The sequence below is a fragment of the Cellulosimicrobium funkei genome, from assembly GCF_900155925.1.
In the GTDB taxonomy this organism is placed as follows: Bacteria; Actinomycetota; Actinomycetes; order Actinomycetales; family Cellulomonadaceae; genus Cellulosimicrobium; species Cellulosimicrobium funkei.
On sequence record NZ_FTMI01000002.1, the window covers coordinates 182605 to 207778 of the forward strand.

At 75.8% G+C, this 25174-nt stretch carries 29 protein-coding genes and 2 riboswitches; of the genes, 12 read left to right on the top strand and 17 right to left on the bottom strand.

Going from position 1 to position 25174, the window contains the following annotated elements:
• Positions 1–98: 98 nt before the first annotated feature.
• The 8 genes from BXA05_RS05055 to BXA05_RS05090 all read left to right on the top strand — a co-directional run bounded on the left by BXA05_RS05055 (position 99) and on the right by BXA05_RS05090 (position 6732).
• Positions 99–1550, top strand: a complete 1452-nt coding sequence (locus BXA05_RS05055) for a basic amino acid/polyamine antiporter (protein WP_076404583.1) — start codon at positions 99–101, stop codon at positions 1548–1550.
• 43 nt (positions 1551–1593) lie between these two features.
• Positions 1594–2865, top strand: coding sequence for an arginine deiminase (locus BXA05_RS05060; protein ID WP_076404199.1), 1272 nt, complete (start codon positions 1594–1596; stop codon positions 2863–2865).
• An 81-nt stretch (positions 2866–2946) separates the two neighbouring features.
• A complete protein-coding gene (locus BXA05_RS05065) occupies positions 2947–4320 on the top strand; it encodes a chromosomal replication initiator protein DnaA (RefSeq protein ID WP_076404200.1) in 1374 nt (457 codons plus the stop codon).
• A 25-nt stretch (positions 4321–4345) separates the two neighbouring features.
• Positions 4346–4420, top strand: a riboswitch (Fluoride riboswitch).
• A 41-nt stretch (positions 4421–4461) separates the two neighbouring features.
• The gene (locus tag BXA05_RS05070; protein ID WP_076404201.1) at positions 4462–5022 is read left to right on the top strand and encodes a universal stress protein; all 561 of its coding nucleotides are present in this window, start codon (positions 4462–4464) and stop codon (positions 5020–5022) included.
• Positions 5010–5456 carry a FluC/FEX family fluoride channel gene (locus BXA05_RS05075; protein ID WP_076404202.1) on the top strand — a complete coding sequence of 149 codons (447 nt, stop codon included), beginning with the start codon at positions 5010–5012 and terminating at the stop codon, positions 5454–5456. Before BXA05_RS05070 ends, BXA05_RS05075 begins: the two co-directional genes overlap by 13 nt.
• Complete coding sequence (locus BXA05_RS05080; RefSeq protein ID WP_244550387.1) at positions 5453–5830, top strand: fluoride efflux transporter FluC; 378 nt, start codon at positions 5453–5455, stop codon at positions 5828–5830. The genes BXA05_RS05075 and BXA05_RS05080 overlap by 4 nt, the downstream gene beginning before the upstream one ends.
• Positions 5831–5929: 99 nt before the next feature.
• The gene (locus BXA05_RS05085; RefSeq protein WP_076404203.1) at positions 5930–6415 is read left to right on the top strand and encodes an SRPBCC domain-containing protein; all 486 of its coding nucleotides are present in this window, start codon (positions 5930–5932) and stop codon (positions 6413–6415) included.
• Entirely contained in the window at positions 6412–6732 is a 321-nt protein-coding gene (locus tag BXA05_RS05090) for an ArsR/SmtB family transcription factor (protein ID WP_034652607.1), read from the top strand. Before BXA05_RS05085 ends, BXA05_RS05090 begins: the two co-directional genes overlap by 4 nt.
• Positions 6733–6742: 10 nt before the next feature.
• Here the strand turns inward: BXA05_RS05090 and BXA05_RS05095 are convergent, their stop codons facing one another.
• The 7 genes from BXA05_RS05095 to BXA05_RS05125 all read right to left on the bottom strand — a co-directional run bounded on the left by BXA05_RS05095 (position 6743) and on the right by BXA05_RS05125 (position 11822).
• Positions 6743–7348, bottom strand: coding sequence for a flavodoxin family protein (locus BXA05_RS05095; RefSeq protein ID WP_034652636.1), 606 nt, complete (start codon positions 7346–7348; stop codon positions 6743–6745).
• 114 nt (positions 7349–7462) lie between these two features.
• On the bottom strand, positions 7463–7876 hold the full coding sequence (locus BXA05_RS05100; protein WP_061268137.1) for a hypothetical protein: 414 nt from the start codon (positions 7874–7876) through the stop codon (positions 7463–7465).
• The gene (locus tag BXA05_RS05105; RefSeq protein WP_076404204.1) at positions 7873–8286 is read right to left on the bottom strand and encodes a hypothetical protein; all 414 of its coding nucleotides are present in this window, start codon (positions 8284–8286) and stop codon (positions 7873–7875) included. Before BXA05_RS05105 ends, BXA05_RS05100 begins: the two co-directional genes overlap by 4 nt.
• Positions 8283–9512, bottom strand: a complete 1230-nt coding sequence (locus BXA05_RS05110) for an NRAMP family divalent metal transporter (protein WP_076404205.1) — start codon at positions 9510–9512, stop codon at positions 8283–8285. Before BXA05_RS05110 ends, BXA05_RS05105 begins: the two co-directional genes overlap by 4 nt.
• Entirely contained in the window at positions 9509–10015 is a 507-nt protein-coding gene (locus tag BXA05_RS05115) for a hypothetical protein (RefSeq protein WP_143311050.1), read from the bottom strand. The genes BXA05_RS05110 and BXA05_RS05115 overlap by 4 nt, the downstream gene beginning before the upstream one ends.
• Positions 10016–10086: 71 nt before the next feature.
• On the bottom strand, positions 10087–10740 hold the full coding sequence (locus BXA05_RS05120) for a response regulator (RefSeq protein ID WP_061268141.1): 654 nt from the start codon (positions 10738–10740) through the stop codon (positions 10087–10089).
• The gene (locus BXA05_RS05125) at positions 10737–11822 is read right to left on the bottom strand and encodes a sensor histidine kinase (protein ID WP_076404207.1); all 1086 of its coding nucleotides are present in this window, start codon (positions 11820–11822) and stop codon (positions 10737–10739) included. Before BXA05_RS05125 ends, BXA05_RS05120 begins: the two co-directional genes overlap by 4 nt.
• A gap of 169 nt (positions 11823–11991) precedes the next feature.
• On the opposite strand from BXA05_RS05125, the gene BXA05_RS19600 reads away from it, so the two are divergent.
• On the top strand, positions 11992–14064 hold the full coding sequence (locus tag BXA05_RS19600; protein ID WP_076404208.1) for a Cys-Gln thioester bond-forming surface protein: 2073 nt from the start codon (positions 11992–11994) through the stop codon (positions 14062–14064).
• A 98-nt stretch (positions 14065–14162) separates the two neighbouring features.
• On the opposite strand, the gene BXA05_RS05135 is transcribed toward BXA05_RS19600, so the two are convergent.
• The 6 genes from BXA05_RS05135 to BXA05_RS05160 form a co-directional block, all read right to left on the bottom strand.
• Positions 14163–14816, bottom strand: a complete 654-nt coding sequence (locus BXA05_RS05135; RefSeq protein WP_061268144.1) for an ANTAR domain-containing protein — start codon at positions 14814–14816, stop codon at positions 14163–14165.
• A 136-nt stretch (positions 14817–14952) separates the two neighbouring features.
• Positions 14953–15366: a DMT family transporter gene (locus tag BXA05_RS05140; protein WP_076404209.1), complete on the bottom strand. Its 414-nt coding sequence runs from the start codon at positions 15364–15366 to the stop codon at positions 14953–14955.
• A gap of 2 nt (positions 15367–15368) precedes the next feature.
• Positions 15369–15683: a DMT family transporter gene (locus BXA05_RS05145; RefSeq protein WP_021482216.1), complete on the bottom strand. Its 315-nt coding sequence runs from the start codon at positions 15681–15683 to the stop codon at positions 15369–15371.
• A 13-nt stretch (positions 15684–15696) separates the two neighbouring features.
• Positions 15697–15763: riboswitch (guanidine-III (ykkC-III) riboswitch) on the bottom strand.
• A gap of 2 nt (positions 15764–15765) precedes the next feature.
• Positions 15766–16710 carry a hypothetical protein gene (locus BXA05_RS05150; RefSeq protein WP_076404210.1) on the bottom strand — a complete coding sequence of 315 codons (945 nt, stop codon included), beginning with the start codon at positions 16708–16710 and terminating at the stop codon, positions 15766–15768.
• A gap of 87 nt (positions 16711–16797) precedes the next feature.
• Positions 16798–17814 (bottom strand): zinc-binding dehydrogenase, encoded by a 1017-nt coding sequence (locus BXA05_RS05155; RefSeq protein ID WP_076404211.1) that lies wholly within the window; start codon positions 17812–17814, stop codon positions 16798–16800.
• A gap of 96 nt (positions 17815–17910) precedes the next feature.
• Positions 17911–18621, bottom strand: coding sequence for a GAF and ANTAR domain-containing protein (locus BXA05_RS05160; protein WP_076404212.1), 711 nt, complete (start codon positions 18619–18621; stop codon positions 17911–17913).
• Positions 18622–18825: 204 nt separating this feature from the next.
• On the opposite strand from BXA05_RS05160, the gene BXA05_RS05165 reads away from it, so the two are divergent.
• A complete protein-coding gene (locus tag BXA05_RS05165) occupies positions 18826–19449 on the top strand; it encodes a PAS and ANTAR domain-containing protein (protein WP_170963137.1) in 624 nt (207 codons plus the stop codon).
• Between the two features lie 16 nt (positions 19450–19465).
• Here the strand turns inward: BXA05_RS05165 and BXA05_RS05170 are convergent, their stop codons facing one another.
• Positions 19466–20338: an alpha/beta fold hydrolase gene (locus tag BXA05_RS05170; protein ID WP_076404213.1), complete on the bottom strand. Its 873-nt coding sequence runs from the start codon at positions 20336–20338 to the stop codon at positions 19466–19468.
• A 148-nt stretch (positions 20339–20486) separates the two neighbouring features.
• Between BXA05_RS05170 and BXA05_RS05175 the strand changes: the two genes are divergently transcribed.
• Positions 20487–22439: an AfsR/SARP family transcriptional regulator gene (locus tag BXA05_RS05175; RefSeq protein ID WP_244550388.1), complete on the top strand. Its 1953-nt coding sequence runs from the start codon at positions 20487–20489 to the stop codon at positions 22437–22439.
• A 31-nt stretch (positions 22440–22470) separates the two neighbouring features.
• Here the strand turns inward: BXA05_RS05175 and BXA05_RS05180 are convergent, their stop codons facing one another.
• The gene (locus BXA05_RS05180) at positions 22471–23043 is read right to left on the bottom strand and encodes a TetR/AcrR family transcriptional regulator (RefSeq protein WP_061268151.1); all 573 of its coding nucleotides are present in this window, start codon (positions 23041–23043) and stop codon (positions 22471–22473) included.
• 76 nt (positions 23044–23119) lie between these two features.
• On the opposite strand from BXA05_RS05180, the gene BXA05_RS05185 reads away from it, so the two are divergent.
• Positions 23120–23698, top strand: a complete 579-nt coding sequence (locus BXA05_RS05185; protein ID WP_076404587.1) for a dihydrofolate reductase family protein — start codon at positions 23120–23122, stop codon at positions 23696–23698.
• Positions 23699–23727: 29 nt separating this feature from the next.
• Here BXA05_RS05185 and BXA05_RS05190 read toward each other — a convergent pair whose 3' ends face one another.
• Both BXA05_RS05190 and BXA05_RS05195 read right to left on the bottom strand, forming a co-directional pair.
• Positions 23728–24549: an anti-sigma factor gene (locus BXA05_RS05190; protein ID WP_076404214.1), complete on the bottom strand. Its 822-nt coding sequence runs from the start codon at positions 24547–24549 to the stop codon at positions 23728–23730.
• On the bottom strand, positions 24533–25114 hold the full coding sequence (locus BXA05_RS05195) for an RNA polymerase sigma factor (protein ID WP_051027776.1): 582 nt from the start codon (positions 25112–25114) through the stop codon (positions 24533–24535). The genes BXA05_RS05190 and BXA05_RS05195 overlap by 17 nt, the downstream gene beginning before the upstream one ends.
• Positions 25115–25174 lie beyond the last annotated feature (60 nt).

The following is a 25174-nucleotide window of genomic DNA, read 5'->3' on the forward strand; positions in this document are numbered from 1 at the left end:
CGCGGCCCGACCCCGACGCTGCCATCATCGACCGGGTCAGCACGGCGCCGCCGACCCGCGCGGCGCGGGCCGGCGCGCGAGCGCGAGGGGCGTGGGGCATGACCGCTGAGGGCACGGCGCAGGGCATGACGTCCGGCACCACGAAGGTCACCGTGCTCACCCTCACGGCGATGGTCGTGGGCTCCATGGTCGGGGCGGGCGTCTTCTCCCTCCCGCGCCGCTTCGCGCAGGAGACCGGGGTCGCGGGCGCGCTCGTGGCGTGGGTCGTCGCGGGCGCGGGCATGTTCACGCTCGCCCTCGTCTTCCAGCGGCTCGCGGTCCGCAAGCCCGGGCTCGACGCCGGGGTCTACGCGTACGCGAAGGCGGGCTTCGGGGAGTTCACGGGCTTCTACGCCGCCGCCGGGTACTGGGCGAGCGCGTGCGTGGGCAACGTGACGTACTGGGTGCTCATCATGTCGACGCTCGGGGCGTGGGTCCCCGCGCTGGGCGCGGGGGACACGGTGCTCGCGCTCGTGCTCTCGTCGGTCGGGCTGTGGCTCTTCTTCGCGCTCGTGCGGCAGGGGATCCGGGAGGCGACGGCGATCAACCGGATCGTCACGATCGCCAAGCTCGTGCCCATCCTCGTCTTCGTCCTGCTCGCCGTGCTCGCGTTCGACCCCGCGGTCTTCGCGGAGAACCTCCACGGCGCCTCGTACACCGGGTCGCTCTTCGACCAGGTGCGCGACACCATGCTCGTCACCGTGTTCGTCTTCCTCGGGGTCGAGGGCGCGAGCGTCTACTCGCGGCACGCGCGCCGTCGCGAGGACGTGGGGCGGGCGACGATCCTCGGGTTCACGAGCGTGCTCGCGATCTTCGCGTCGGTGACGATCGTGTCCTACGGGATCCTGCCGATGGCCGAGATCGCGGAGCTGCGCCAGCCGTCGATGGCGGGCGTGCTGGAGGCCGCGGTCGGGCCGTGGGGGAGCGTCTTCGTGGGCGTCGGGCTGATCGTCTCGGTTCTCGGCGCCTACCTCGCGTGGACCCTCATGGCGGCGGAGGTCCTGTTCGTCGCGGCCAAGGACCGCGACATGCCGCGGTTCCTCACCCGCACGCGCCGGGAGGACGTCCCGGTGAACGCGCTGCTGCTCAGCACGGCGCTCTCGCAGGTGGTCCTCGTCGTCACGTACTTCTCCGACGACGCGTTCGACTTCGCGCTCGACCTCACCGCGTCGATGACCCTCATCCCGTTCCTCCTGGCCGCGCTCTACGCGCTGCGGCTGCGGCTCACGCGCGAGACGTACGACGGCGCCCCCGCCCGCACCCTGACGGGCGACCTCGTCGTGGCGGTCCTCGCGTCGGCGTACACCGCGTTCCTGCTCTTCGCGGCCGGGCTCGACCTCGCGCTGCTCGCGTTCGTCTTCTACGCGCCCGTCACCGTCCTCTTCGTCATGACGCGCCGCGAGCAGGGGCGGCGGGCGTTCGGGCCCGCGGAGCTCGCGCTGCTCGGCGTCGTCGTGGCGCTCGCGGTGCTCGCCGTCGTCGGCCTCGCGGCGGGGTGGGTGTCGCTGTGAGACCACCGGACCGTACCGACCGCACCACCGAGAGGGAGCACCCATGAGCGTCGCGTCCGCCGTCCCGTCCACCGTCCCGCCCGCGCAGCACGGCGTCCACTCGGAGGTGGGGCGCCTGCGCAAGGTCCTCGTCTGCGCACCGGGGCTGGCGCACGAGCGGCTGACCCCGACGAACTCCGACGACCTCCTCTTCGACGACGTCATGTGGGTGGAGGCCGCCCAGCGCGACCACCTCGACTTCGTCAACAAGCTGACGAACCGGGGCGTCGAGGTCGTCGAGCTGCACGACCTCCTCGCGCAGACGCTCGCGATCCCCGAGGCGCGGGCGTGGGTGCTCGACCGCAAGGTCGTGCCGAACCAGGTGGGCCTGGGGCTCGTCGAGGGCACGCGGGCCTACCTCGACTCGCTGAGCGAGCGCGAGCTCGCGCGGTTCCTCGTGGGCGGCCTGGCGACGACCGACCTGCCCGACGACTACCGCACCGGCTACGTGGACCTCGCGCGCGAGTCGACGGGCGGGTTCGAGTACCTGCTCCCGCCGCTGCCGAACACCCTGTACACGCGCGACACCACGTGCTGGGTCTACGGCGGCCTGACGCTCAACCCGCTGTACTGGCCGGCGCGCCAGGAGGAGACGCTCCTCATGAAGGCGGTCTACGCGTTCCACCCCGAGTACCGGGAGTCGACGGTGTGGTGGGGCGACCCGGAGCAGGACTGGGGCCAGGCCACGCTGGAGGGCGGCGACGTCATGCCGGTGGGCAACGGCGCGGTGCTCGTCGGGATGAGCGAGCGCACGTCGCGCCAGGCGATCTCGCAGCTCGCGAAGGCGCTGTTCGACGCGGGCGCGGCGGAGCAGGTCGTCGTCGCGGGCATGCCGCGGCTGCGCGCGGCGATGCACCTCGACACCGTGTTCACGTTCGCGGACCGCGACCTCGTCACGGTGCACCCGGCGATCGTCGACGGCATCCACACCTTCACGCTGCGGCCGTCGGACCGCGCGCCGGGGGTCGAGATCACCGACGAGGGCGACACTCCCTTCGTCGACGTGGTGGCGCGCGCGCTGGACCTGCCCGCGCTGCGCGTCGTGGAGACGGCGGGCGACGCGTACGCGTCCGAGCGGCAGCAGTGGGACTCGGGGAACAACGCCGTCGCCATCGAGCCGGGCGTCGTCGTCACCTACGACCGCAACACCCTGACCAACGCGGCGCTGCGGCGCGCGGGCGTCGAGGTCGTGACGATCGTCGGGGCGGAGCTCGGGCGCGGCCGGGGCGGCGGGCACTGCATGACGTGCCCCGTCGCGCGCGACCCGCTCGACTGAGACGCCGCTCGGCGGACCACCGGCGCGGCGCGGCTCCCGGGATACCCTGCACCAGCCGCCCACGACGAGAGGACCCGCCCGATGTCCGACCCCACCGAGCCGTACGAGCCGGTCGACGACCAGACCGTCATGCGGCCGCCGCGGCGGTACGGGGACGACGGCGCCGCGACCCCGGGCGGGACGCCGCCCCCGCCGCCCCCGCCCGGACCGGGGCAGCCCCACGCCCAGGTCCCGTACGGCACGGACCCGTACGGGCAGCGCGGGGCGCCGCCCGCGCCCCAGGGGTACCGCGGCCCGGACCCGCACGCGACGATCCCGCCGGCGGACACGGGCGCGACCTGGCCCCCCGCGGAGACCGGCGCGACGTGGCCGCCCGCCGCGACGTCGTCCGGCCACACCGCACCGCCGCCGCCCGGGGCGTACGCGGGCGCGCCCGGCGCGCCCTACGGCGCCCCGCCGCACGGCACCCACCCCACGGCTCCGTACGGCAGCCCGTCCGCGCCGTACGGGGCGCCGTCGGGCCCGGGCTACGGCGCGCCCGACGACGCGACGGTCGTCCCGACGGCGACCGCGCCGCCGTCGGACCCGTACGGCTTCTCCCCGTACGCGACGCCGCCGGGCCGCGGCCGTCGCCCGTGGCTCGTGCCGGTGCTCGCCGGCCTGGGCGCGTTCGGGCTCGTCGCCGGCGCCCTCGGCGTGTGGCTCGGGCTGCGCGACGACTCCGCGCCCGACCCCGGGCCGACCACGGCCGAGCAGGCGCCCGCGACGTCGGACGCGCCGACGGAGCCGGAGCCGGAGGAGACCGAGGACCCCGCGGACACCGACGTCACCGACGACGAGCCGTGGCTCGCGCAGGAGTACCGCGCGGGCGCGGAGATGGACCCGGAGAAGGGCCCCGAGCTCGCGCCGATGTCGTGGGCGTACTTCTCCGACAACGACTACCTCGTCAACGACGACCGCATCGCCCTCGTGGCGCGGCGGGACTTCGCGTGCGACGACGTCCCCGCGATCCCCGCGATCCAGGCCCTCGCGGGCTCGTGCCAGGCGGGGTTCGAGGCGCGCGTCGTGTCCGACGACGGCCCGACCGTCGCGCTCGACGTCGTCGTGCTGGACGTCGGCTCGAAGGAGGAGGCCGAGCGCGCCGCCGCGGCGTTCAACGACGCGCCGGAGGGCGACCCCCTGGCCGACACCACCGGCCCGGCCCACCCGACCCTGGCCGCGGCCGTCCCGCAGCCCGGGTTCCAGGGCTCGTACGCGATCCTCGACGACGGGGACGCGCCGTCGGTCATGCTGAGCACGGGCACCGTCGTGATCATGTACCGGCTCGGGATCGACGACGGCCTGGAGCGCGACCAGGTGCTCCCGGTCGCGCAGGCGGTCGGGTTCGTCGTCACCGACCACGAGCTGGCGAAGTCGTTCGACGAGAAGAAGTTCGCGAAGCCCAAGGCCGGCTGAGCGGACGGTCCCGGCGCTGGCTACGCTGGGGAGCGGTGATGGATCCCGCCGGGGCGCAGCCGCCCGAACCGCCGCCAGGGCTGATGGTTCCTGACTCGTCGCACGTCGGCGGGCAGGACGCTGCCCGCGGGAGGAGGCCGCATGAGAGCACGGCCGCACGCGGGGCCGGTGCCCCAGCCCGCGCTCGACCGGATGGTCCCGTTCGCGGGGCACGCCGTGGTGGTGGGCGTCGTCCCGGGCGGTGACCCGCTCGTCGTCCGCACGGCGGCGGCCTGGGCGGACGCCGCCGGGTCCCGGCTCGTCGCGGCGTACGCCGACGCGTCGCGCGCCGTGGTCGAGGAGCACCCGGACGGGTCCGTGACGCACGCGTCCCTCGACCCGGACTCCGCCGACGACGCGTGGCAGGGCACCGCCGAGCGCCTGCGCGCCGAGGTGGGTGCGGAGCTCGCGGGCGCACGCGTGCCGTGGGAGCTGCGCTACCTCGCGGGGCGGCCCGACCGCGCGCTGACCCACCTCGCGCGCGCCGTCGACGCGGCGGTGATCGTCGTCGGGTCGCGCGCGCCGGGCTCGCTCGCGCACGTGCGCGAGCTCGTCGAGGGGTCGGTCGCGGTGCACCTGGCCCACCACCAGCACCGCCCCGTGCTCACGGTCCCGCTCGCCGTCGTGGACTGGAAGGAGATCCGCACCCCGTGGGAGAGGTGACGCGCCGGACCCCGCTGCTCGCGCTCGCGGGCCTCGTCGCGGCCGGGGGAGCGGTCGGCACGACGGCGCGCGCACTGCTCGAGCAGGCGTTCGCGCCCCGGCCGGGCGTGTGGCCCTGGACGACGTTCTGGATCAACCTCGTCGGCTCGTTCGTGCTCGGCGCGCTGCTCGAGACGCTGCTGCGCGCGGGCCCCGACTCGGGCCGGCGCCGGGCCGTCCGGCTCGGGTGCGGCACCGGCGTGCTCGGGGGCTTCACGACGTACTCGACGTTCGTCGTCGAGGTCGAGCGCCTCGCGAGCGGCGGGCACGCCGCCCTCGGCGCGGCCTACGCGCTGGGGAGCGTCGCGCTGGGGGTCGCGGCGGCGGTGGGCGGCATCGCGCTCGCGGCCGCGGCCCGACGGCGGCGCGTCGCCCGCGGCGGTGGCGCGCGGTGACGGGGGCACCCGACCTGCTGCTCGTCGCCGTCGCGGGCGGTCTCGGCGCGCCGTCCCGGTTCCTCCTCGACACGGTGGTCGCGCGGCACAACCGCTGGTCGACGCCGCTCGGCACGCTCGTGGTCAACGTGACGGCGTGCTTCCTGCTGGGGCTGCTCACGGGGTGGGGGGCGACGCACCCGGGCCGGGGGGACGTCGTGGCGGTGCTCGGCGTCGGGTTCCTCGGCGGGTACTCCACGTTCTCGACGGCGTCGGTCGAGGGGGCGCGGCTCCTGCTCGCGGGCCGCGGCGCGGCCGCGCTCGTGCACGCGCTGGGGATGCTGCTCGTGTGCCTCGTGGCCGCCGTCGCGGGGATCGCGCTCGGGGGCGGGTGACGCGTCGCGGGCCCGGTGCAACCCGGGGGTTGCGCTCGATCGGGCGCTGTGCAACTGTGGAGTTGCACAGCGAGACCTTCCCCACGGAGAGGACGCACCATGACCACCACCAACGAGCCGGCCGTCGTCGACCCGGCGTCGTACATCGTCTCCCGCACCGTGACGATCGACGCCCCGGCCGCCCGCGTCTGGGCGGCGCTCACCCAGGAGGACCTCATCAGCCGCTGGTTCGGGCAGCGCACCTCCCTGCCCGACCTGCGCGTCGGCGGCGAGGGCGTGTTCAGCTGGCCCGACGTCCCCGACGTCCAGGTGCGGATCGAGGAGTACGACCCCACGACGACGTTCGCCTTCCGGTGGGGGACCCCGGTGGGGCAGCCCCTGGACGAGGCGACGTCGACCGTCGCGCGCTTCACGCTCGAGCCCCAGGGCCCGACGACCGTCCTGCGCGTCGTCGAGACCGGGTTCGAGCGCACCGCCGACCCCGACGAGCTGCTCGAGAGCCGCCGGCAGGGGTGGACGAGCGAGCTCGACGAGCTCGTCGAGCTCCTCGAGGGCGCTCTCGCGGCCGAGGGCGGGCACGCGTGAGCGCAGCGGCGACGGAGCTCGCCCCCGTGTTCTCCGCGCTCGCGGACGACACCCGGTGGCGGATCCTCCAGGAGCTCGGCAGCGCGGACCTCTCGGCGTCCGCGCTCGCCGAGCGGCTCCCCGTGAGCCGGCAGGCCATCGCGAAGCACCTCGCCGTGCTCGCGGAGGTCGGGCTCGTCGAGTCGGTGCGCGTCGGGCGCGAGGTCCGGCACCGGGCCGTCGGGACGCGGCTCGGCGAGACCGCGCGCGCCCTCGAGGCCATCGGCGCGGCGTGGGACCGTCGGCTCGCGGCGATCAAGCGGATCGCGGAGGCGTAGCCGTCGTCGGTCAGGAGCCGGGAGCGGGGACGGGGTGCGCCGCGAGCGCCGACGCGACGGCGTGCAGGTTGTGCGCCATGAGGCGCCCCGTCTCGCGCGCCCACTCGTGGCCGTGGCCGGTCTGGACGTAGTCCGGCCCGGGCCCCGGGCCCTGGTTCCAGTAGGTCCACGCCTGTCCCGGGATCGTGTAGCCGATGTCCGCGAGGGCCCCGCTCACCTCCGAGATGACGTGGTGCGCGCCGTCCTCGTTGCCCGTGACCACGACCCCCGCGACCCGGTTGTACGCGACGGGGATCCCGTCGGGCCCCTCCTCGGAGATCATCGCGTCCATGCGCTCGAGCATGCGCTGGGCGAGCGACGACGGGCGCCCGAGCCACGTGGGCGTGAGGACCACGAGGATCTCCGACGCGACCAGCCGCTCGTGCACGCGCGGCCACTCGTCGCCCTCCCCGACGTCGGTGACGACGCCGGGCGGCACGGCGAGGTCGACGAGGCGGACGTGCTCGACCTCGACCCCGCGGTCCTGGAGCGCCTCGGCGACCACGCGCCCGAGCGCCTCGGTGTTGGACGGCTCCGGAGAGCTCTTGAGCGTGCAGCTGACGAACAGCGCCTTCATGGGGTCCTCCCGTGGCGCCGGGCGGTCGTGCCGCCCGGGACGGCCGGCGGCGGCTGGCTCCACCGTCCCGTCCAGCGTCACGGGGCCGCGCGTCGCTCGCAACGCGCGGCGTCGTCAGGGGAGGGCGGCGTCCTGGCGCCGGTATCCGCGCGCGAGCCGGACCTCGCCCTGCCCGGCGGCGGCGACGTCGTCCCACGGCACGAGGAACGTGCCGCGGTGCCGGCGCCGCACGAGCTGCGGCACCGGCCACGGCGCCGTGACGCCCGTGCGCTCGTACCCGAGGAGCGACGTCCCGGTCCGCGGGCTCACGAGGATCCCGACGACCCGCGCGCGCCCGACGCGGCTGCGCCGTCGCACCGTCTCGGCCAGCGCGCGGTCCTCGGGGTGCGCGTCGTCGGGGTCGGTCCCGCCCGCGGGCGGGCCGTCGTCGGGCAGCGTGTCGAGGGCGAGGCGCACGTCGACGAGGAACCCGAGGTCCTCCCCGCCGGGCCCGAGGACGCGCGCGTCGAGCAGGTCGCCGAGGATCACGACTCCTCCTCGGGGTCGTGCCGGCCGCCCGGGATGCGGCCGACCACGTGCTCGCGCAGCCAGTCCTCGGTCCAGTGCAGGTCGAGCGAGTCCGCGCGGACGGTGAGCTCGAGCGCCGTGCCCACGTGCCCGACGTCGGACCACGGCACGCGCTCCCAGCGCGACGCGGGCGGGCGGCCGCCGAGGAGGCGCGTCACGAGCACCGGCCCGGTGAGCACCGCGCCGACCTCCGCCGGCTCGCCGGGCACCGCGTCCCGCGGGCCGTCGTCCGCGGCGGGGGAGGCGACGAGCTCCAGGTCGTCGACGGTCGTGACCGGCTCGCCGTCGACGTCGAGCACCTGACGGCTCAGCAGGTGCAGGCGCGCGTCCACGACGCGCACCCCCGTCGAAGGGGTGGCGTCCCGGCTCATGACCCTGCTCCCGTCGCGATCATCAGGGGGATCGCCGCCACGGCCGCGACGACGACGATCACCAGGTAGACCATGCCGAGCGCGTTGGTTACGCGCCCGTTGACGTGCTCGCCCATGTACTCCGGGTCGTTGGCCACGAGGAGGATCGGCACGTACGTGAGGGGCAGCGCGACCGCGGAGAACACGACGGACATCTCGGTGACCGCCACCGGGTCGACGCTCGTCATGAGGATCGCCACGGCGAGCAGCAGCGCGACGACCATCGTCAGGTGGAAGCGCGCGGCGCGCGCCGGGCGGCGGAACTTCCCCCACGACCAGCCGAGGTACTGCGCGAGCGTGTACCCGCTCGACAGGGCCGTCTCGAGCGCGGCGCCGAACGTCGCCGCGACGATCCCCACGATCACCACGGCGAGCAGCAGCGTCCCCCCGGCCTCGGCGACGGGCAGCACGATCTGCGACAGCGACGACACCTCGATGCCCGCGGGCAGCAGCACGACGGCCGCGCACGCCGCGATCGCCACCGACAGGAGCCCGCCGAGCGGGAACCCGACGAGCACGTTGACGCGGTTCTGCGCGAGGTCCTTCGCCGTCCAGCCCTCCTCGACGGCGCCCGAGGAGAAGAAGAACACCTCGTACGGCGTCATCGCGGCGCCGAAGAGCGCGACGGCGTAGTACCAGTAGGTCGCGACGTGCTCCGTCTCCGGGGGCGACGGCGGCACCGCCTGGCGCAGCAGCTCGCCCCAGTCCGGTCCCAGCAGGAACAGCGCGACCCCGAACCCCACGAGCAGCAGCCCGAGCAGGCCCGCGACGTTCTCCATCACCTGGAACTTCACGCGCCACAGCACGAGCCAGACGGCGAGCGCCGCGACCGGCATCCACAGGCGCGGCTCGACGCTGCTCGCGAGGTGCAGCGCGAGCGCGATGCCGCCGATCTCCGCGGTGAGCGTGAGGAGGTTGATCGCGAACGACGCCGCCAGGTTCGCGCCCGCCGCCCGTGGGCCGAGGCGCTCGCGGATGATCTCGAACGTCGCGCGCCCGCTCACCGCCGCGACGCGGCCCGACATCGACGCGAACAGGCAGATCCCGACGACGCCCACGACCACGACCCACACGAGCGACAGGCCGAACCGCGACCCCACGACGGCGTTCGTGACGAGGTCGCCGATGTCGACGAACCCGCCGATCGCCGTGAGGATGCCGAGCGCGACACCGAGGAGCTGCTTCACGCGCCACCCGCCAGGGCGAGCACCGTGTCGAGGTCGTCGGCCGCGCGCGCGAGGTCGGCCTGGAGCTCGGACGCAGTGAGCGGCACCGCCCCGGCTGCCGACAGGTCGCCGCCCGCCTCCCGCGCGACCCACGCGCGCGCGGTGACGACCTCGGCCGTCGCGTCGGCGACGGCCGCGAGGCCCGCGTCGCGCTGCGCGGACGAGACGTCGTCCGGCGGTACCAGAGTGGTCAGGGCGGTCGTGGACTCCTCGAGCACCCGGACCTGGTCGAGCACGGCGGCGTCCGCGACGGGCGTCGTCACGCGGTCGGCGTCGAGCAGCCGCACGGTGAGCCGCGTCGTCTCGACCGCCGACCCGGCCTGCGCGACCGCGTCGGCGACGGCGGCGGTCGCCTGGCCGGGCTCCTGCCGGCTCGCCGTGCAGCCCGCCGTCGTGCCGAGCGCGAGCCCGAGCAGCAGCCCGAGCGCGGCCCCGGACCGGGTGATGCGCGCACGACGTCCCACGTCAGCGATGGTGCCGCTGCTCGCGGAGGCCCGCACCCCGGCGGCCTCGGGTGTGACCGCAGCCCCGGACGTCACTCCGCGGCGAGGCCTGCCTCGTGGGCGAGGATCGCGGTCTGGGTGCGGTTCGTCGTGCCGAGCTTGGTCATCGCGTGCGCGAGGTACGCCTTGACCGTCGACTCCGCGAGGAACAGGCGGCGCCCGATCTCGGCGTTGGACAGCCCGCCCGCGAGCGCGGCGACGACCTCCTGCTCCTGCGGCGCCAGGCGCGCGAGACGGCGTCGCGCGTCGGCGCGGCGCGCGGTCCCGTCGCCTCCTGCGGCCGCGAGCAGGTGCCGGGCGACCGCGGGGGACAGGATCGAGTCGCCGGCGACCGCGGCGCGGATGCCGTGGTGGAGCTCCTCCGGCGTCGAGTCCTTGAGCAGGTAGCCCGCGGCACCGGCTCGCAGCGCGGGGAGGACGTACTCGTCCGCGAGGAAGCTCGTCAGGACCACGACCGCGGTGCGTGGCCGCTCCCGGTGGATCGCGACGAGCGCGTCGAGCCCGTCCATGACGGGCATCTGCATGTCGAGGAGCAGGGCGTCCGGGTCGAGCTCGCGGGCGAGCTCGACGGCGCGGGCGCCGTCGGCCCCCTCGCCGACCACCTCGAGGTCCGGCGCGGTCTCCACGAGCCGCACGATCCCGGTGCGCAGGAGCGCTTCGTCGTCGACGACGACCACGCGGATCATGTCGTCCTCCTGGGGAGCGTGGCGCGGAGGCGGTAGCCGCCCGCGGGCGTGGGCCCGGCCTCCAGCGTGCCGCCCAGGAGGCCGACGCGCTCGCGCAGGCCCGCGAGCCCGTAGCCACCGGTCGTCAGCCCGGTCGGGGGACGGTCCGGAGGGTCGTTGTCCACGGCGACCGCGACGCCGTCGGGCACGGGGGTCACCGACACGACCGTGCGCGCGCCGGGCGCGTGCCGGACGGCGTTCGTCAGCCCTTCGCCGACGACGCGCACGACGGTCCGGTCGACGAGGTCGGGCGGCGACGACGGCCCTACCTCGACCTGCGTCTCGACCGGCTGGCCGGCCGAGCGGGCCTCGGCGACGAGGGTGTCGACCTCGCCGCCGTCCGGCGCCCGGGGTGCGGCGGCGGTGGCGGGACCCGCTGCGGTGAGCGCGCCGAGCACCTGCCGCATCTCCGCCAGGGCGGCGCGGCCGCTCGCCCCGATCTCGTCCGCGACCCGGCGGACCTCGTCGTCGTGCGTGGTGGTCGCGAGCACCTCGGCCTCGACGACGGCGTAGCTCACGCGGTGCGAGACGACGTCGTGCAGCTCGCGCGCGAGCCGGGCCCGCTCGGCGGCCCGGGCGGCCTCCTCGGAGGCTGTCGCCGCCCGACGGTCGGCCTCGGCGCGCGCGCGCTCCGCACGCCCGGCGAGGTAAGCGAAGAGGGCCATGACCGTCGCGACCCAGAGCGTCGTCGGCCCCGAGCCCTCCGCCGTCGTGCGCCCGACCGGCCAGGTCGCGACGACGACGCCGAGCACCGCGGCCCCGCTGGTGCGCGCGGAACGGACCTCGGTCCCCACGGCGTAGAGAGCGGCGAGCGTCGCGACGGCGGGGGAGACGAAGGACAGCGCGACGCACGCGCCCAGGACGGCGATCGGGTGCCGCCGCCGGGCCAGGAGCACGCCGGACGCCACCAGCTGGGCGGCGGTCTCCGCGCCCCACGACGCCCAGCCCAGGCCGGACCACGCCCGCAGCACGACGAGGAGCGCCCCGGCGACCGCGCTGGACGCCGCGACGAGGACGTCGGCCCGCGTGACCTGGACCCCCACGCCGCTCAGGCTAGCCACCGGCCGCCGTCCCGGCCCGGCGGCGCGAGCGCGAGGAGTCGACTTTCGGCGGTAGCGGTCGCCTCCGTTCGGGCGTGCCGGAGGACCCCTCCCGGGGCGGAGCGTGGAGTCATCGGGAAACACCCGCCACGAGGACAAGAGGAGCTCCACCATGAAGGTTCTTCGCACCGCCACCACGACCGCCGTCTCCGCCGCGCTCCTGCTGGGCGCCCCGCTCGCCGCGTTCGCGGACGACGGCGAGGCGTCCGCGCCCGAGGCGACGGCTCCCGAGGCCCCCGAGACGGCCCAGGCGACGGTTCCCGCCGCGAGCGAGGCGTCGGCACCCGCCGAGGCTCCCGCCGCCCAGGCGCCCGCACCGACCGACCCGGTCGTCGCCCCGGCGCCCGAGGCGTCCGCACCCGAGGCGCCCGCGGACGCGGCACCCGCGCCGGAGGAGCCCGCCGTCGAGGCCTCTTCGGAGGGTGCCGAGCCCGCCACGGAGGCTGCGCCCTCGCAGGCCCCCGCGACGGACGACGCCGTGACACCCGCGCCCGAGACCGTCGTCGAGGACGGCGCCGCCGAGGCGCGGGAGGAGGCCGTGGTGCCGGACGAGGCGGCGCCGGCCGAGGAGCTCGCGACGTCCGACCTGACGGCGACGTTCCAGGCGGCGCTGGGCGTCGGCCTGCTCGGCGCGACGCAGGCCGCGTACCCCGACGCGGAGTACCAGCCGCACTGGCACGACGGGTACTACCACGGCTACCCCTGCGACTACTGGTACTTCACCGAGCCGGCCGAGGGCGGCTCGGGCAAGGACTGGTCGGGCTGGAACGGCCAGCCGCAGCTCCACATCCTCCACCACACGCTCGTGGACGACGACGGCGCGCTGCACATGGTCTACGACCGCGACATCGCCGGGTACTGGTACCACGCGTGGTCCGGCGACGAGTCGGTCGCCCCGGACCCGGACGGCATCCACTGGCAGAACACGTCGGCCCAGCAGACGATCCTTGTCAACGGCTACAAGGGCGGCAACGACGCGGCCGCCCGGGCCGCGGACGCGCGGGCGCTGCTCGACAGCGCGGGCGTGACGACCGTCGGCACCCCCTGGGAGGAGTTCCTGGGCTGGTACCAGTACTCCGTCGACCAGGGCTGGTACACGGTCGACGACGTGCGCGCGATGTACGACGAGCAGGAGCAGCGGAGGCTCGACTACACCGCCTACGAGGCGACGCAGTTCGCCGTTTGGTACTTCTCGACCGGGCACGACGTCATGGGCCTGTTCTTCGACGTCGACGCGTCGAACCACGTGACGGTGAGCGACTTCGCGCAGCAGCAGTTCGCCTCCTCGGGCAACGGCTACTCCAGCGACCGCGGTGCGACCCTGCAGACGGCCGCGTGGCTCATCGAGAAGGCGCTCACGACCAACGTCGTCATGCCGCAGCCCGGCTTCGTCTCGAACGGGTTCGTGCGCAACGCCGACGGGTCGACCGACTACGGGTTCACGGCCTCGCTGGCCGGGGGCTCCGGGAACGTGCACGTCGAGCTCCGCACGGCGGACGGCTCGGCGATGCCGGCCGGGGTCGTGCTCGTGGACGCGCAGGGTCGGGTCGTCGACAGCGTGACGCCGGGCCAGAAGGTGTTCGTCCGCGTCCCGGCCGGGACGAACGTCGCCGACCTGCCGCAGTTCCAGCTGTGGGGCTCGGCCCAGGGCACGCAGCAGGGCAGCCCGCACTTCTACACGGGCTGGGACCACAACAACCACGGCGAGGGCTCCGTCGACCCGGAGACCGGGCTCTGGACGCCGTCGACGTTCCAGCACTGGTTCATCGGGCTCGGTGAGCTCGACCGCCCGTCGACCGCGTGGGACTGGATCGGCGTGACGCTGGCCGACGAGCCGGAGGCACCGGTCGACCCCACCGACCCGGTGGACCCGACCGACCCGACGGACCCGACGGACCCGGTGCAGCCGGTCGACCCGACCGACCCGGTCCAGCCGGCCGATCCGACCGACGGTGTCTACGCGGGCTCGACGGGGACGGTCGTCGAGGTGGCCGACACGACCGACCCGACGAACCTCGGGCTGACGGGCACGCAGCCGGTCGCGGACGTCGAGCAGGCCGCCCAGCGGGACGCCCTCGCGACGACGGGGACGGACGCGAGCGTCCTCGCCGCCGGTGCGTTCATCGTCCTGGCGGGCACCGGCCTGGTCCTGGCCTCCCGCCGCCGGTCGCCCGACGCCCGCTGAGCCCGGCGACGACCCCGGTCGACCGGTCCTCGACAGGAAGCCCCGGCCCCGCACCGACACGGTGCGGGGCCGGGGCGTCGTCGTGGCCGGGCGTCGCCTCAGGCGGCCTGGACGCCCGCGAGCACGCGGTCGAGCGCCGGTCGCGGGTCGACCCCGGCCGGCAGGTCCTGCGCGACGGCGACGATCGACTCGGCGATGTCGCGCACCTTGACGTTGGCGAGGCTCGACGAGCGGCGGAGCGACGCGAACGCGGCGTCGGGGGTGACGCGGTAGGCGAGCGCGATGATGCCCTTGGCCTGCTCGATCGCGGCGCGGGACTGTGCCCACAGGCCGATCTGCTCGTTCGCCTGGGCCCGTGCGCCGACGCCGACGACGCTCGTCACGTCGAGCACGACGCCCCGGGCGACGGGTACGCCGGTCGGGTCGGTCCAGGCGACGTCGACGAGCACGATGACCGCGCACTCCCGGCCCCTCGCGTCCCGCATGACCTGCACCTGCACCGGCGCCTCGCCGGACACGGCGCGCGCGATGGCGGTGAGCGTCTGCGCACGGTCCTTGCCCGTGGCCCGGTGGTGCCACAGGAGCAGCTCCGTCGTGGGGACGACCTCACCGGGGGAGTAGCCGAAGAGCTCGAGGAGCGGGTCCGACCACCACCACCGGTCCTCCTCCGGGTAGTACCGAAACTCCCCGGCGGCGACGGCGCCGGGAGAGGGCACCCACGTCGAGAGGGCGGCGTCGGCCGAACCGTTCACTTCTGCTCCTTGCGGCCTCGAGGGCGGCGTCCGGGCCGCTGCATGACCCCGTCGCCCCGGCGCACATGCTCCCGCACCGCGCCCCCGAGCGACGAATCCCGTGCTCAGGGGCGCGGCGGAGCGGTTCGACGCCGCGCTACGGGCGGTCCGGGGCCGTTCCCGCGGGCGCCCGCGCGGAGTCGGCCGACGCGTCGGCCTCCGGGCCGGAAGCCCTCTCGGCCGCCCGCCCCGGGCGCGACGGCACGAGCTTGAGGCCCACCACCGCCGCGATGATCCCGGCGATGAAGACCACCTTGCCCACGCTCACGGACTCGTCGCCCGTGAGGATGGCGTAGGTGACGGTGAGCGCCGCGCCGACCCCGACCCACACCGCGTACGCGGTGCCGATCGGGATGTGCTTGGTCGCCCAGCCGAGGCCGAGCATGCTCAGCGCGAGCGCGACGAAGAAGACGACGGACGGCCCGAGGACGGACAGCCCGTCGGACTTGCCGAGCGCCGTCGCCCAGACGGCCTCGAAGACGGCGCTGACGAGCAGGATGATCCACGGCACGGTCAGCTCACCGCCTTGAGCCCGATGACGGAGCCCACGAGCAGCACGAGCAGGCCGACGCGCGCCACGGTGGCGCGCTCCTTGCCCGTGACGAAGCCCCAGACGACGGTCAGCGTCGCGCCGATCCCGACCCACACCGCGTACGCGGTCCCGGTGGGGAGCGTGGTCATCGCCCAGGCGAGACCGACCATGCTCAGCGACATGGCGACGAAGAAGACGACGGTCGGGCGCCAGCGGCGGAAGTTCTCCGACGCTCCGAGCGCGGTGGCCCACACCGCCTCGAGCAGGCCCGAGAGGACCAGGACGAGCCAAGCCATGACAAGCAACCCCTCTGAGTCAGTCTTGTCCGTGCGGGTACTGCTCCCTCGTCCGCAGAGCTACCTCGACGCAACTCTGGTACTAACGTACCACATTCGGCGCCGCCAGCTGCCAGCCGCGGCTCACGGTCGTCAGCTCGCGGAACCCCCAGGCGCGCAGCTGCGCGATCTCCTCGTGGTCCGTCGCGTCCGTGCCGACCAGGACGCGGTGCACCCCGGCGAGCTCGAGCCACGCCCGGGCCTCGGCCAGCACCCCGGCCAGCAGGGCGTCGTCGGACCCCGGGCCGGGCGAGAGGTCCACCAGCTCGGCGGTGCCTCCCGTCGCGGCCTGCCGCTCGGCACGGCCGAGGGTCGTGTCGATCTCGACGTACGCGGCCGTCTCCGTGCCGCGGTGCGCGGTGAACCGCACGCCCCCGCCGGGGCCGAGCGTGCGCCGCAGGGCGACGTCGTCCGGCACCGGGAGGGCGTGGGGGAGCGCCGAGGTCGGGGCGAGCAGCACCGTCTCGGCGTGCTCTCCGGGACGAAAGCCCGCGCGCACCAGGGCCTCGCGGACGTGCGGCCACTGCTCCGGGACCCCGTAGACGCCCGCGAACGGGAGCTGCCCGTCCGCGTACGCGACGCGCACCTGCCACGCCGCGAGCTGCGCGTGGCACGCGGCCGTCAGCGCGTCCGCGGCCGAGCGGGCCTCGGTGGACTGCTCCGGGTCCTCGTCGTCGGGCGGCGTGACGAGGAGCCACTGCACGAGGCCGGCGTCGCGGTAGTCGTCGCTCGCCTCCGGCCCGGCCGTGAACCGGTGCAGGTGCGCGGCGCCCACCACCCGGTGCCGGGACTCGACGACGAACGTCGCGCGCTCGACGACCCACGGGTCGACGACGTGCTCGTCGGGCTGGCGCTCCAGGCTCCCGAGCACGCTGTTGACCGAGAGCCGCGCTCCCGGCACGACGACGGAGAGGTGGGAGTTGACGAGGTCCGTGAGCTGGTCGCGGTCGTCGCGACGGAAGGTCCGGACACGGGGACGTGCAGACATGCGGCTGCCTCCAGGCGAAGTGATGAGCTGGGAAGGCCGCCACGCGATGCGGTACGCGGGCACCCTAGCAGCCGCGGTCGCCCGCCGTCAGGGGCGCAGCAGCGCCTTGATCGCGCGCCGCTCGTCCATCGCGGCGTAGCCCTCGGCCGCGTCGTCGAGCGAGAGCTCGAGGTCGAACACGCGCGCGGGGTCGATGCGCCGTTCCAGCACGAGGTCGAGCAGCTCGGGCAGGTACCGGCGCACGGGCGCGGGCCCGCCGGACCAGTGCACGTGCCGGTAGAACATGTCGACCGCCGGGAGGTCGACGCCGTGCGGCAGCCCGACGACCCCGACGTGCCCGCCCGCACGGACGGCACCGAGCGCCTGGCTCATGGAGTCCGGCGTGCCCACCGCCTCGACGACGCTGTGCGCGCCGAGCCCGTCGGTCAGCTCGCGGACCCGCTCCACGCCCTCGTCGCCCCGCTCCGCGACGACCTCCGTCGCGCCGAACGCGCGCGCGAGCTCCTGGCGCGGCGCGTGCCGGCTCATCGCGATCACCTGCTCGGCGCCGAGCTGCGCGGCGGCGAGGACCGCGAGCAGCCCGACGGCGCCGTCGCCCACCACGACGACCGTCTTCCCCGGGCCGGCCTCGGCCGCCCGGGCGCCGAACCAGCCGGTCCCCAGCACGTCCGACGCCGTGAGCAGCCCGGGCAGGAGGTCGTCGTCGGGGCGTTCCGGCGTCGCGACGAGCGTCCCGTCCGCGAGCGGGACGCGCAGCAGCTCGGCCTGGGCGCCGCGCACGGGCTCCCGGTGCACGCACGACGTCTGGTACCCGGCCCGGCAGATCGGGCACGTGTTGTCGGACGCGAAGAACGACCCGACGACGAGCTGTCCCGGGCGCACGGTCCGGACGTCCGCGCCGACCTCCTCAACGGTGCCCACGTACTCGTGGCCCATCGCGACGGGGTGCTCGACCCGGTTGACGCCGCGGTACGTCCACAGGTCCGACCCGCACACGCACGCGGCCTCGACGCGCACGATCGCGTCGGTCGGCGCGAGCAGGCGCGGGTCGTCGCGCTGCTCCACGCGGACGTCGTACGGGGCGTGGATGACGGTCGCGCGCACGGGGGGCTCCTCGGGGTGGGCGGGTGGCGGTCGGGACGTCGTCGAGCCTACGGCGACCGGTGGCGCGGGGCCTGTGCGGCTGTCGAGAGCCTGAGGTCAGCCGTCGTCGGTCCGGAGCGTCTGGACGGCGTGCTCCTCGTCGTAGGCGAAGCTGAGCCGCCTCGTGACGACCTCCTCGGCGACGTCGTCGAGCGTCGTGGACCGGGCGTAGGCGTGCGCCCGGAGCACCGCGAGCGCGTCGCCGGGCGGGATGCGGAGCTGGGCGGTGACCATGCCGGTCGCCTGGTGGACCTCCGCGCGGGGCGCCCAGTCCAACGAGTCCAGGTCGCCCAGCAGGGAGAGCCCGATGGTGTCGGCGAGGAGCTGCACGTCCTCCGGCCCCCGCGCCAGCGTCCGGGAGGAGGTGACGAGGCTCAGCACGCCGACGACCCGCCCTCCCGCGTGCATCGGCACGGCGTGGTACGCGCCCGGGCCCGTGATCGCCTCGACCGCGTGGGAGAAGACGGGGAAGTCGTGCTCGTCGCGGCCGTCGTCGGCCCCGCTGACGACGATGTGGTCCTCCGAGAGGGCGCGCTGGACCGGGCCCTCGCCGATCACCTCGCCCAGCCCCTCGATCCGGGCCGCGAGGCCGTCCGCCGTGGACACGGTGAGCCGGTCGTCCGCCGTCGGCGCGACCGTCAGCGCCGCGCTCCTGGCTCCGAGGACGGTCGCGGACGCCTGGCACAACCGCGTGGCCAGGGGCAGGCTGCGGTCGGCCCGGGAGAGCGCGCGCGAGAGCAGCTCCAACAGATCCGGCGCGGCGCCCACGGTGTGCCTCCCTACCTCGCGCACGGTCAGTCTGACAGCGCACCCCGCACTCGCTCGTCGGCGATGGGCCGACGCTCCGACGCACTCCGTCACGGGCAGTCCCCGGACCGGTTGCAGGAAACCGACGCCGGGCTAGAGTCCCCGGAGTCGAGTCTGGACCTGGCTCACCACCCCGCTGAACGACGACGGAGACGACCCATGTCCGTGGAGAACCCTGCAGCGCTGCACCCTGTCTCGCTCGGCGACGGCACGACGCCCGGGCAGTTCCGGGTCGACCTCGCGACCGACGCCTGGTGGTGGTCGCCGGAGACGTACCGCCTGCACGGCTTCGAGCCCGGGGAGGTCGTGCCGACGACGTCGCTCGTGCTCGCCCACAAGCACCCCGAGGACCGCGACCGCGTCCGCGACCTGCTGGAGCGGGCCCGCGTCGACGGGGAGCCGTTCTCGAGCCTGCACCGCATCATGGACGCGCGCGGCGCGGAGCGGGTCCTCGTGCTCGTCGGGCACGGCCGTCGCGACCGCGACACCGGCCGGCTCGTCGAGCTCATGGGCAGCTTCGTCGACGTCACGGTCGCCGTCCGGGACCGGGCGGAGCGGCAGGCCGAGCGCGACATCGCGGCCGCCGCCCGCAGCCGCGGGCCGATCGAGCAGGCCAAGGGAGTCGTCGCCGCCGCGCTCGGGGTGGGGACGGAGCAGGCGTTCGGGCTCCTCAAGCGCGTCTCGAACGACCGCAACGTGCGTCTCCGGGAGCTCGCCCGGCGGGTCGTCGAGGAGGGCACCGCGCCGAGCCCGGACCGGGCCCGGCGCGTCGTGTCCCTCCTGCGGTAGGCGCCGGGCCGGGCGGTCAGCGCCGCGCGAGCGACCGGACGACCGCGGCCACGTCTCCCGGCGCCTCCTCGGCCAGGAAGTGGCCGGCCGTCGTCGTGAGGTGCTCGAGGTCGGGCGCCCAGCGCCGCCAGACGCCCGCGGCGTCGTACCCGAGCTGCGCGCCCCAGTCCTGCTGCACCACGGCGACGGGCATCGCGAGCCGGTCGCCCGCGTCGAGCGACGCCTGGTCGTGCTCGACGTCGATCGTCGCGGTCGCGCGGTAGTCGGCCACGATCGAGTCGACCGCGTCGCGGCTCGACGCGAGGTAGTGCGCGCGCACGTCGGCGGGGATCGCGGCCGGGTCCTGCGTCCACGCGTCGAGGAAGGACCCGAAGAACGCGTCGGTGCTGTTGCGGATCATCGTCTCCGGCAGGCCCGGAGGCTGCGCCATGAGGTACAGGTGGAACGCGACGGCCGCGTCCACGCCGTGCAGCACGGCCCACGTGTCGAGCGTGGGCACCACGTCGAGGATGCCGAGGTGGCTCACGCGGTCGGGGTGGTCGAGCGCCGCGCGGAACGCGACGAGCGCGCCGCGGTCGTGGCCGACGAGGACGAACCGGTCGACGTCGAGCGCGTCGGCGAGCGCGACGACGTCGGCGCCCATGGTGCGCTTGGCGTAGACGTCGGGCGTCGTGGCGGCGGGCTTCGCGCTCTCGCCGTAGCCGCGCAGGTCGGGCACGACGACACGGTGGTCGCGCGCGAGGTCGGTCGCGACGTGCCGCCACATGTGGCGCGTCTGCGGGAAGCCGTGCAGGAGCACGACGGGCGTGCCCTCGCCCGCGGTCTCGGCGCGCAGCGCGACGCCGGGCGCGACCTCGACGGTGCGGGTCTCGAAGCCGGGGATGTGCATGGGGTGTCCTCTCTCGGGGCGGTTCTCGGCCGTGCCGGGTCGTGCCCGGCCGGCTCGTCGCCATCCTCCGAGCGGCGGATCAGCGTCCGATCAGTGCCGTCCGATCAGTGCCGTCCGATCAGTGCCCCGGTGCGGCGAGAATGGCGGGGTGGTGGAGCTGCGCGTCGAGGTGCTCGGGCCGGTCCGCGTGCTGCGCGACGGCGCGGACGTCGACCCCGGCGGACCGCGCCAGCGCGAGCTCCTCGCGCGCCTCGCCGCCGCGCGCGGGCGCCCGGTGCCGTTCGACCGCCTCGCCGACGACCTGTGGGACGAGCCTGGCGCGGGGACGGGCGACCGGCGCGGCGCGCTCGCGACGTTCGTCGGCGACCTGCGGCGGCGCCTGGAGCCCGGGCGCGCGCCGCGCACGCCCCCGCGCGTCCTCGTCACCGCGCACGGCGGCTACGCGCTGCGGCTCTCGGACGACGCGCTCGACGCGGCGCGCCTGGAGGCGGCCGTCGCCCGGGCGAGCGCGTCTCCCGGGGCCGGGGACGCGGCGTCGGGCACGACGCGCGCGCTGGCGGACGCCGTCGCCGCCTGGCGCGGCGAGCCGTACGCCGACCTGCCGGAGCGGGAGTGGGTCCGGGCCGAGCGCCGGCATCTCGTCGAGGTGCACGCGCGCGCCGTCGAGCTGCTCGCGGACGCGCTGCTCGGCGAGGGCCGGGCCGCGGAGGCGGTCGTCGTGCTCGACGCGCACGCCGCCGCGCACCCGTGGCGCGAGCACGCGTGGGCGCTGCTCGCGCTCGCGCTGTACCGCGACGGGCGACAGACGGACGCGCTCGACGTCCTGCGGCGCGCGCGCCGCCGCCTCGCCGACGAGCTCGGCCTCGACCCGGGCCCCGAGCTCGTCCGGCTCGAGCGCGACGTGCTCGGCCACGCGGCGTCGCTCGACGGCCCGACGCCGGGGCCGCGCCTCGCCGTCACCGCCCCCACCGGCTCGCGCACGCACCTGCGCTCCACGGTCGACGTCGCGCGCACGCTCGCCGTCGCCGGGGGCGACCACCTCGCGACCGCGCAGGAGCAGCGCGTCGCCGCGGCGCTCGCGGCCGAGGCGACCGGCGACCCGGTGCTCGCCGCCCGGACCGTCACCGCGTACGACGTCCCCGCCGTCTGGACCCGGAGCGACGACCCGGCGGCCGCGGACGCGCTCGTCGGCGTCGCGCGGCGGACCCTGGGGCGCCTCGGACCGGACGCGGCGCCGGTGCTGCGCGCGCGTCTGCTCGCGGTGGTCGGCGTCGAGCACCGCGGGACGCGCGACGCGTGGGCGTGGGCCGCGGCGGAGGACGCCGTCGGGATCGCGCGCGACCTCGGCGACCCGGCGACGCTCGCGCTCGCGCTCAACGCGCGGTTCCTCCAGTCCTTCCAGCGGCCGGGCGCTGGTCCCGAGCGGGACCGGACCGGCGCCGAGCTCGTCTCCCTGGCGGAGGACCACGACCTCCCGACCTTCGCGATCCTCGGCCACCTCGTCCGGATGCAGGCGGCGGCGGGCGCGGGCCGGTTCGCCGACGCCGACGCCCACGCCGCCGCGGCCGAGGACGTCGCGGCGGGCTACGAGTCGCCCGTGGTCCCGATGCTCACCGCCTGGTACCGGGCGATGCGCGACGCCGAGACCGCCCCGCCCGACGCCGCGGCGCGCGCGTACCGCGCCGCCGACGACCGGCTCGCCGGCGTGCGCATGCCGGGCGTGCGCGACGGGCTGCTCCCGCTCGCGCTCCTCACCGTGCGCGTGCGGCACGGGCGCCCGCTCGCCGGGATCGAGGCCGCCGACCTCGGCCCGTACGCCCCGTGGGCGGAGCCGCTGCTCGTGCTCGACGCGGGCGACCCCGACGCCGCGGCGCGGCTCGCGCGCGCGGCGCCCGAGCCGCCCGCCGACCACCTGCGCGAGCTGCTGTGGGCGCTGCGCGCGGAGACCGCCCTGCGGCTCGGGGACCGCGCGCTCGCCGGACAGGCCCGACGCGCGCTCGCCCGCACCCCCGACGAGCTTGCCGGGGCCGGGTCGGGCCTGGTCTCGCTCGGGCCCGTGCGCGGCTGGCTCGACCGGCTCGACGGGCGGCGCGCGTCGTAGGAGCGGCCGCCCGGGGTGGGTGTGAGGCCGCTCAGCGCTCCGGGAGCAACCCCGCCACGAGCGCGTCGACGACGTCGTCGGTCGGGATGTCGGGGTCGATCGGCGTGGTGAGACGGTCGAGGAGCAGCCCGTCGATCGCGTAGTGGAACAAGGCGATCTCCCGGCGCCCGCCGGGCAGGCCGGCCGACCGGTTGAACGCGACGTCGGCCTCGAATCCCGCGCGCAGCCACGGCCCGAGAACGGCCGCGAGCTCGCCCCGACGGCCGGACTCGAGCCGCAGCTCGAACAGGGCTCGGGTGACGTCGGCGTCGGTCGACAACCGGCGCACGATGTCGCGGAGGTAGTCCGCGAACAGCGCGCGGTCGGGCGTCTGGGTCGCGCGTCGGGCGAGGTCCTCGGGTGTCGGCGCGAGCCGCTCCCCGATGCGCTCGAAGAGCCCCGCGACGAGGGCGTCTCGGCTCCGGAAGTAGTTCGACGTCGTGCCCGTCGGGACCCCGGCCTCGTCGTCGATCGCGCGGTGCGTCAGGCCGCGCGACCCCTCGCGAGCGAGCACGGCGATCCCGGCGTCCGCCAGGGCGCTGCGCCGTGCGGTGTTCTTCGCCATGCGTCGAGGCTATCGCAACCACTGCACCTGTTGTAGTCTCCAACAACCACTTCATCTGTAGTTGTCAGGAGACATGATGCGCGAGCTGACCTACTACGTCGCCGTGAGCCTCGACGGGTACATCGCCGGGCCGGGGGGCGAGTTCGACGCCTTCCTCGCCGAGGGCGACCACATGGCGCCCATCTGGTCCCGGTACCGCGGCACGGCGCCGACGGACCTGGCCGGGGCCGCCGGGCTGCCGGTCGCCGACGGCCCCTTCGATACCGTCCTCATGGGCTGGAACACCTACGCCGTCGGCCTCCCCGACCACCACCTGCCGAACCCCTACCGACACCTGCGACAGATCGTCTTCACCCGCACGCGCGAGGCGCCCGAAGGGAGCGAGGGGGTGCTGTTCACCGGCGCCGACCCGGTCGAGACGGTCCGCGCGCTCAAGCGGGAGGACGGCCGGGGGATCTGGCTGTGCGGCGGGGGAGCGCTCGCTGCCGTGCTCGTCGACGAGATCGACCGGCTCGCGCTCAAGGTGAACCCGGTGATGCTCGGCGCCGGGGTCCCGCTGTTCGGCGAGCGGGACTACACGCCCCTCTCCTGGCGATCGACGGGCACGCAGACGTTCCGATCCGGCGTCACGCTCGCGGAGTACGCGCGGGCCTGAGGGCCGGTCCCGCGGCGACGACCGTGCGCCTAGACGTCGAGCGGTCCCCGCACGACCGAGTCGCCCGAGTGGGACGGGTCGCCGTCGAAGTGCTCCTCGGAGACGTCGACCACGGGGAACTCGGCGAGGTCGAGGCCGTCGGGCACGTCGAAGCGACCCTCCGTGCCGTCGAGCACGCCGAGGCTCACGAGGCCGCTCAGGTCCTCCGCGAGGAGCCAGACCTCGCGGTACGTGCCGTCGGGCACCGGCGCGTCGACCGTCACGACGACCTGGCGCCGCCCGTCGGGCCGCTCCTCGACGCGTGCGTCGCCGCTCGCGCCCTGCCAGTCGGGCAGCGGGTCGAGCGTCGCGCTCGCGACCGTCGTCTCGGGCGGCTCGACCTCGCGACGCTCCCACAGGATGCCGCCCACGCCGCCGACGACGAGCGCGGCGGCGGCCGCCGCCGCGACCGGGACCCAGACCCGCCGGCGCCGCGACGCGAGCGGCACGACGACGGCCGTGCCGGTCGCGCCGGTCGTGCTGTCCGGTGCCTCCGCACCCGTCCCGGCCGCGTCCCGCGGGAGCGTCGGCACGGTCGGAGCGTCGGTGACCGCCGCGGGGGCCACGACGGGCGGAGCGGCGGTGGCGCTCGTCAGGCCGAGCTCGGCCTGGATTCGCGACCACACCGCGGCGTCGGGGGCGACGAGCTCGTCCGCCGCGTCCGCGCCGTCGAACGCGTCGACGACGCGCGCGAGCCGGGCGACGGCGTCGGCGCACTCCGGGCAGGAGGAGAGGTGCGCGCGCGCGTCGTCGTCGAGCACGTCCTCGCCGAGCGCGAGGAGCGCGAGGGTCTCGTCATCGATGTGCTGCACCGTCCACCTCCAATCGGTCGCGCAGCCGGATCAGGCTTCGTCGTACGTGGCTCTTGACCGTACCCAGCGGCAGGCCGAGCTCCTCGGCGATCTGCACGTGCGTCAGGTCGCGGAAGAACGCGAGCTCCAGGATCGTCCGCCCCGGGTCGCCGAGCCGTCGCAGCTCCTCGGTGAGGAGCACGCGGTCGGCGACGCGCCCGACGTCGGTGTCCTCGCTCGCCGCGCGGCCCGGGTCCGGGGCGGTCGTGGCCGCGGCCTCCTCCGACCGGCGGACCCGCGACCGGGCCTCGTGCGCGTCGGCCACCGTGTGCCGCGTGATCCCGACGAGCCAGGCCGGGAGCCGGGCCCGGTCGGGGTCGAACCGGCCCCGGCCGCGCCACGCCGCGACGAACACCTGCTGGGTGACGTCCTCGGCGTCGGCGCGCGTGCCGAGCGAGCGCAGCGCGATCGTGTGCACGAGCGCGGACCAGCGCCGGTAGGCCTCGGCGAGCGCCTGCTCGTCGCCGTCGGCGAAGTCGCGGCCGAGGCGCCACAGGTCCGGGTCGGTGGTCCCGGTCTCGGTCACGTTCAGGGCGGGTCCTCGAGGGTCGGTGCCGACCGCTCGGAGCGGCAGCGGCGAGCGGGT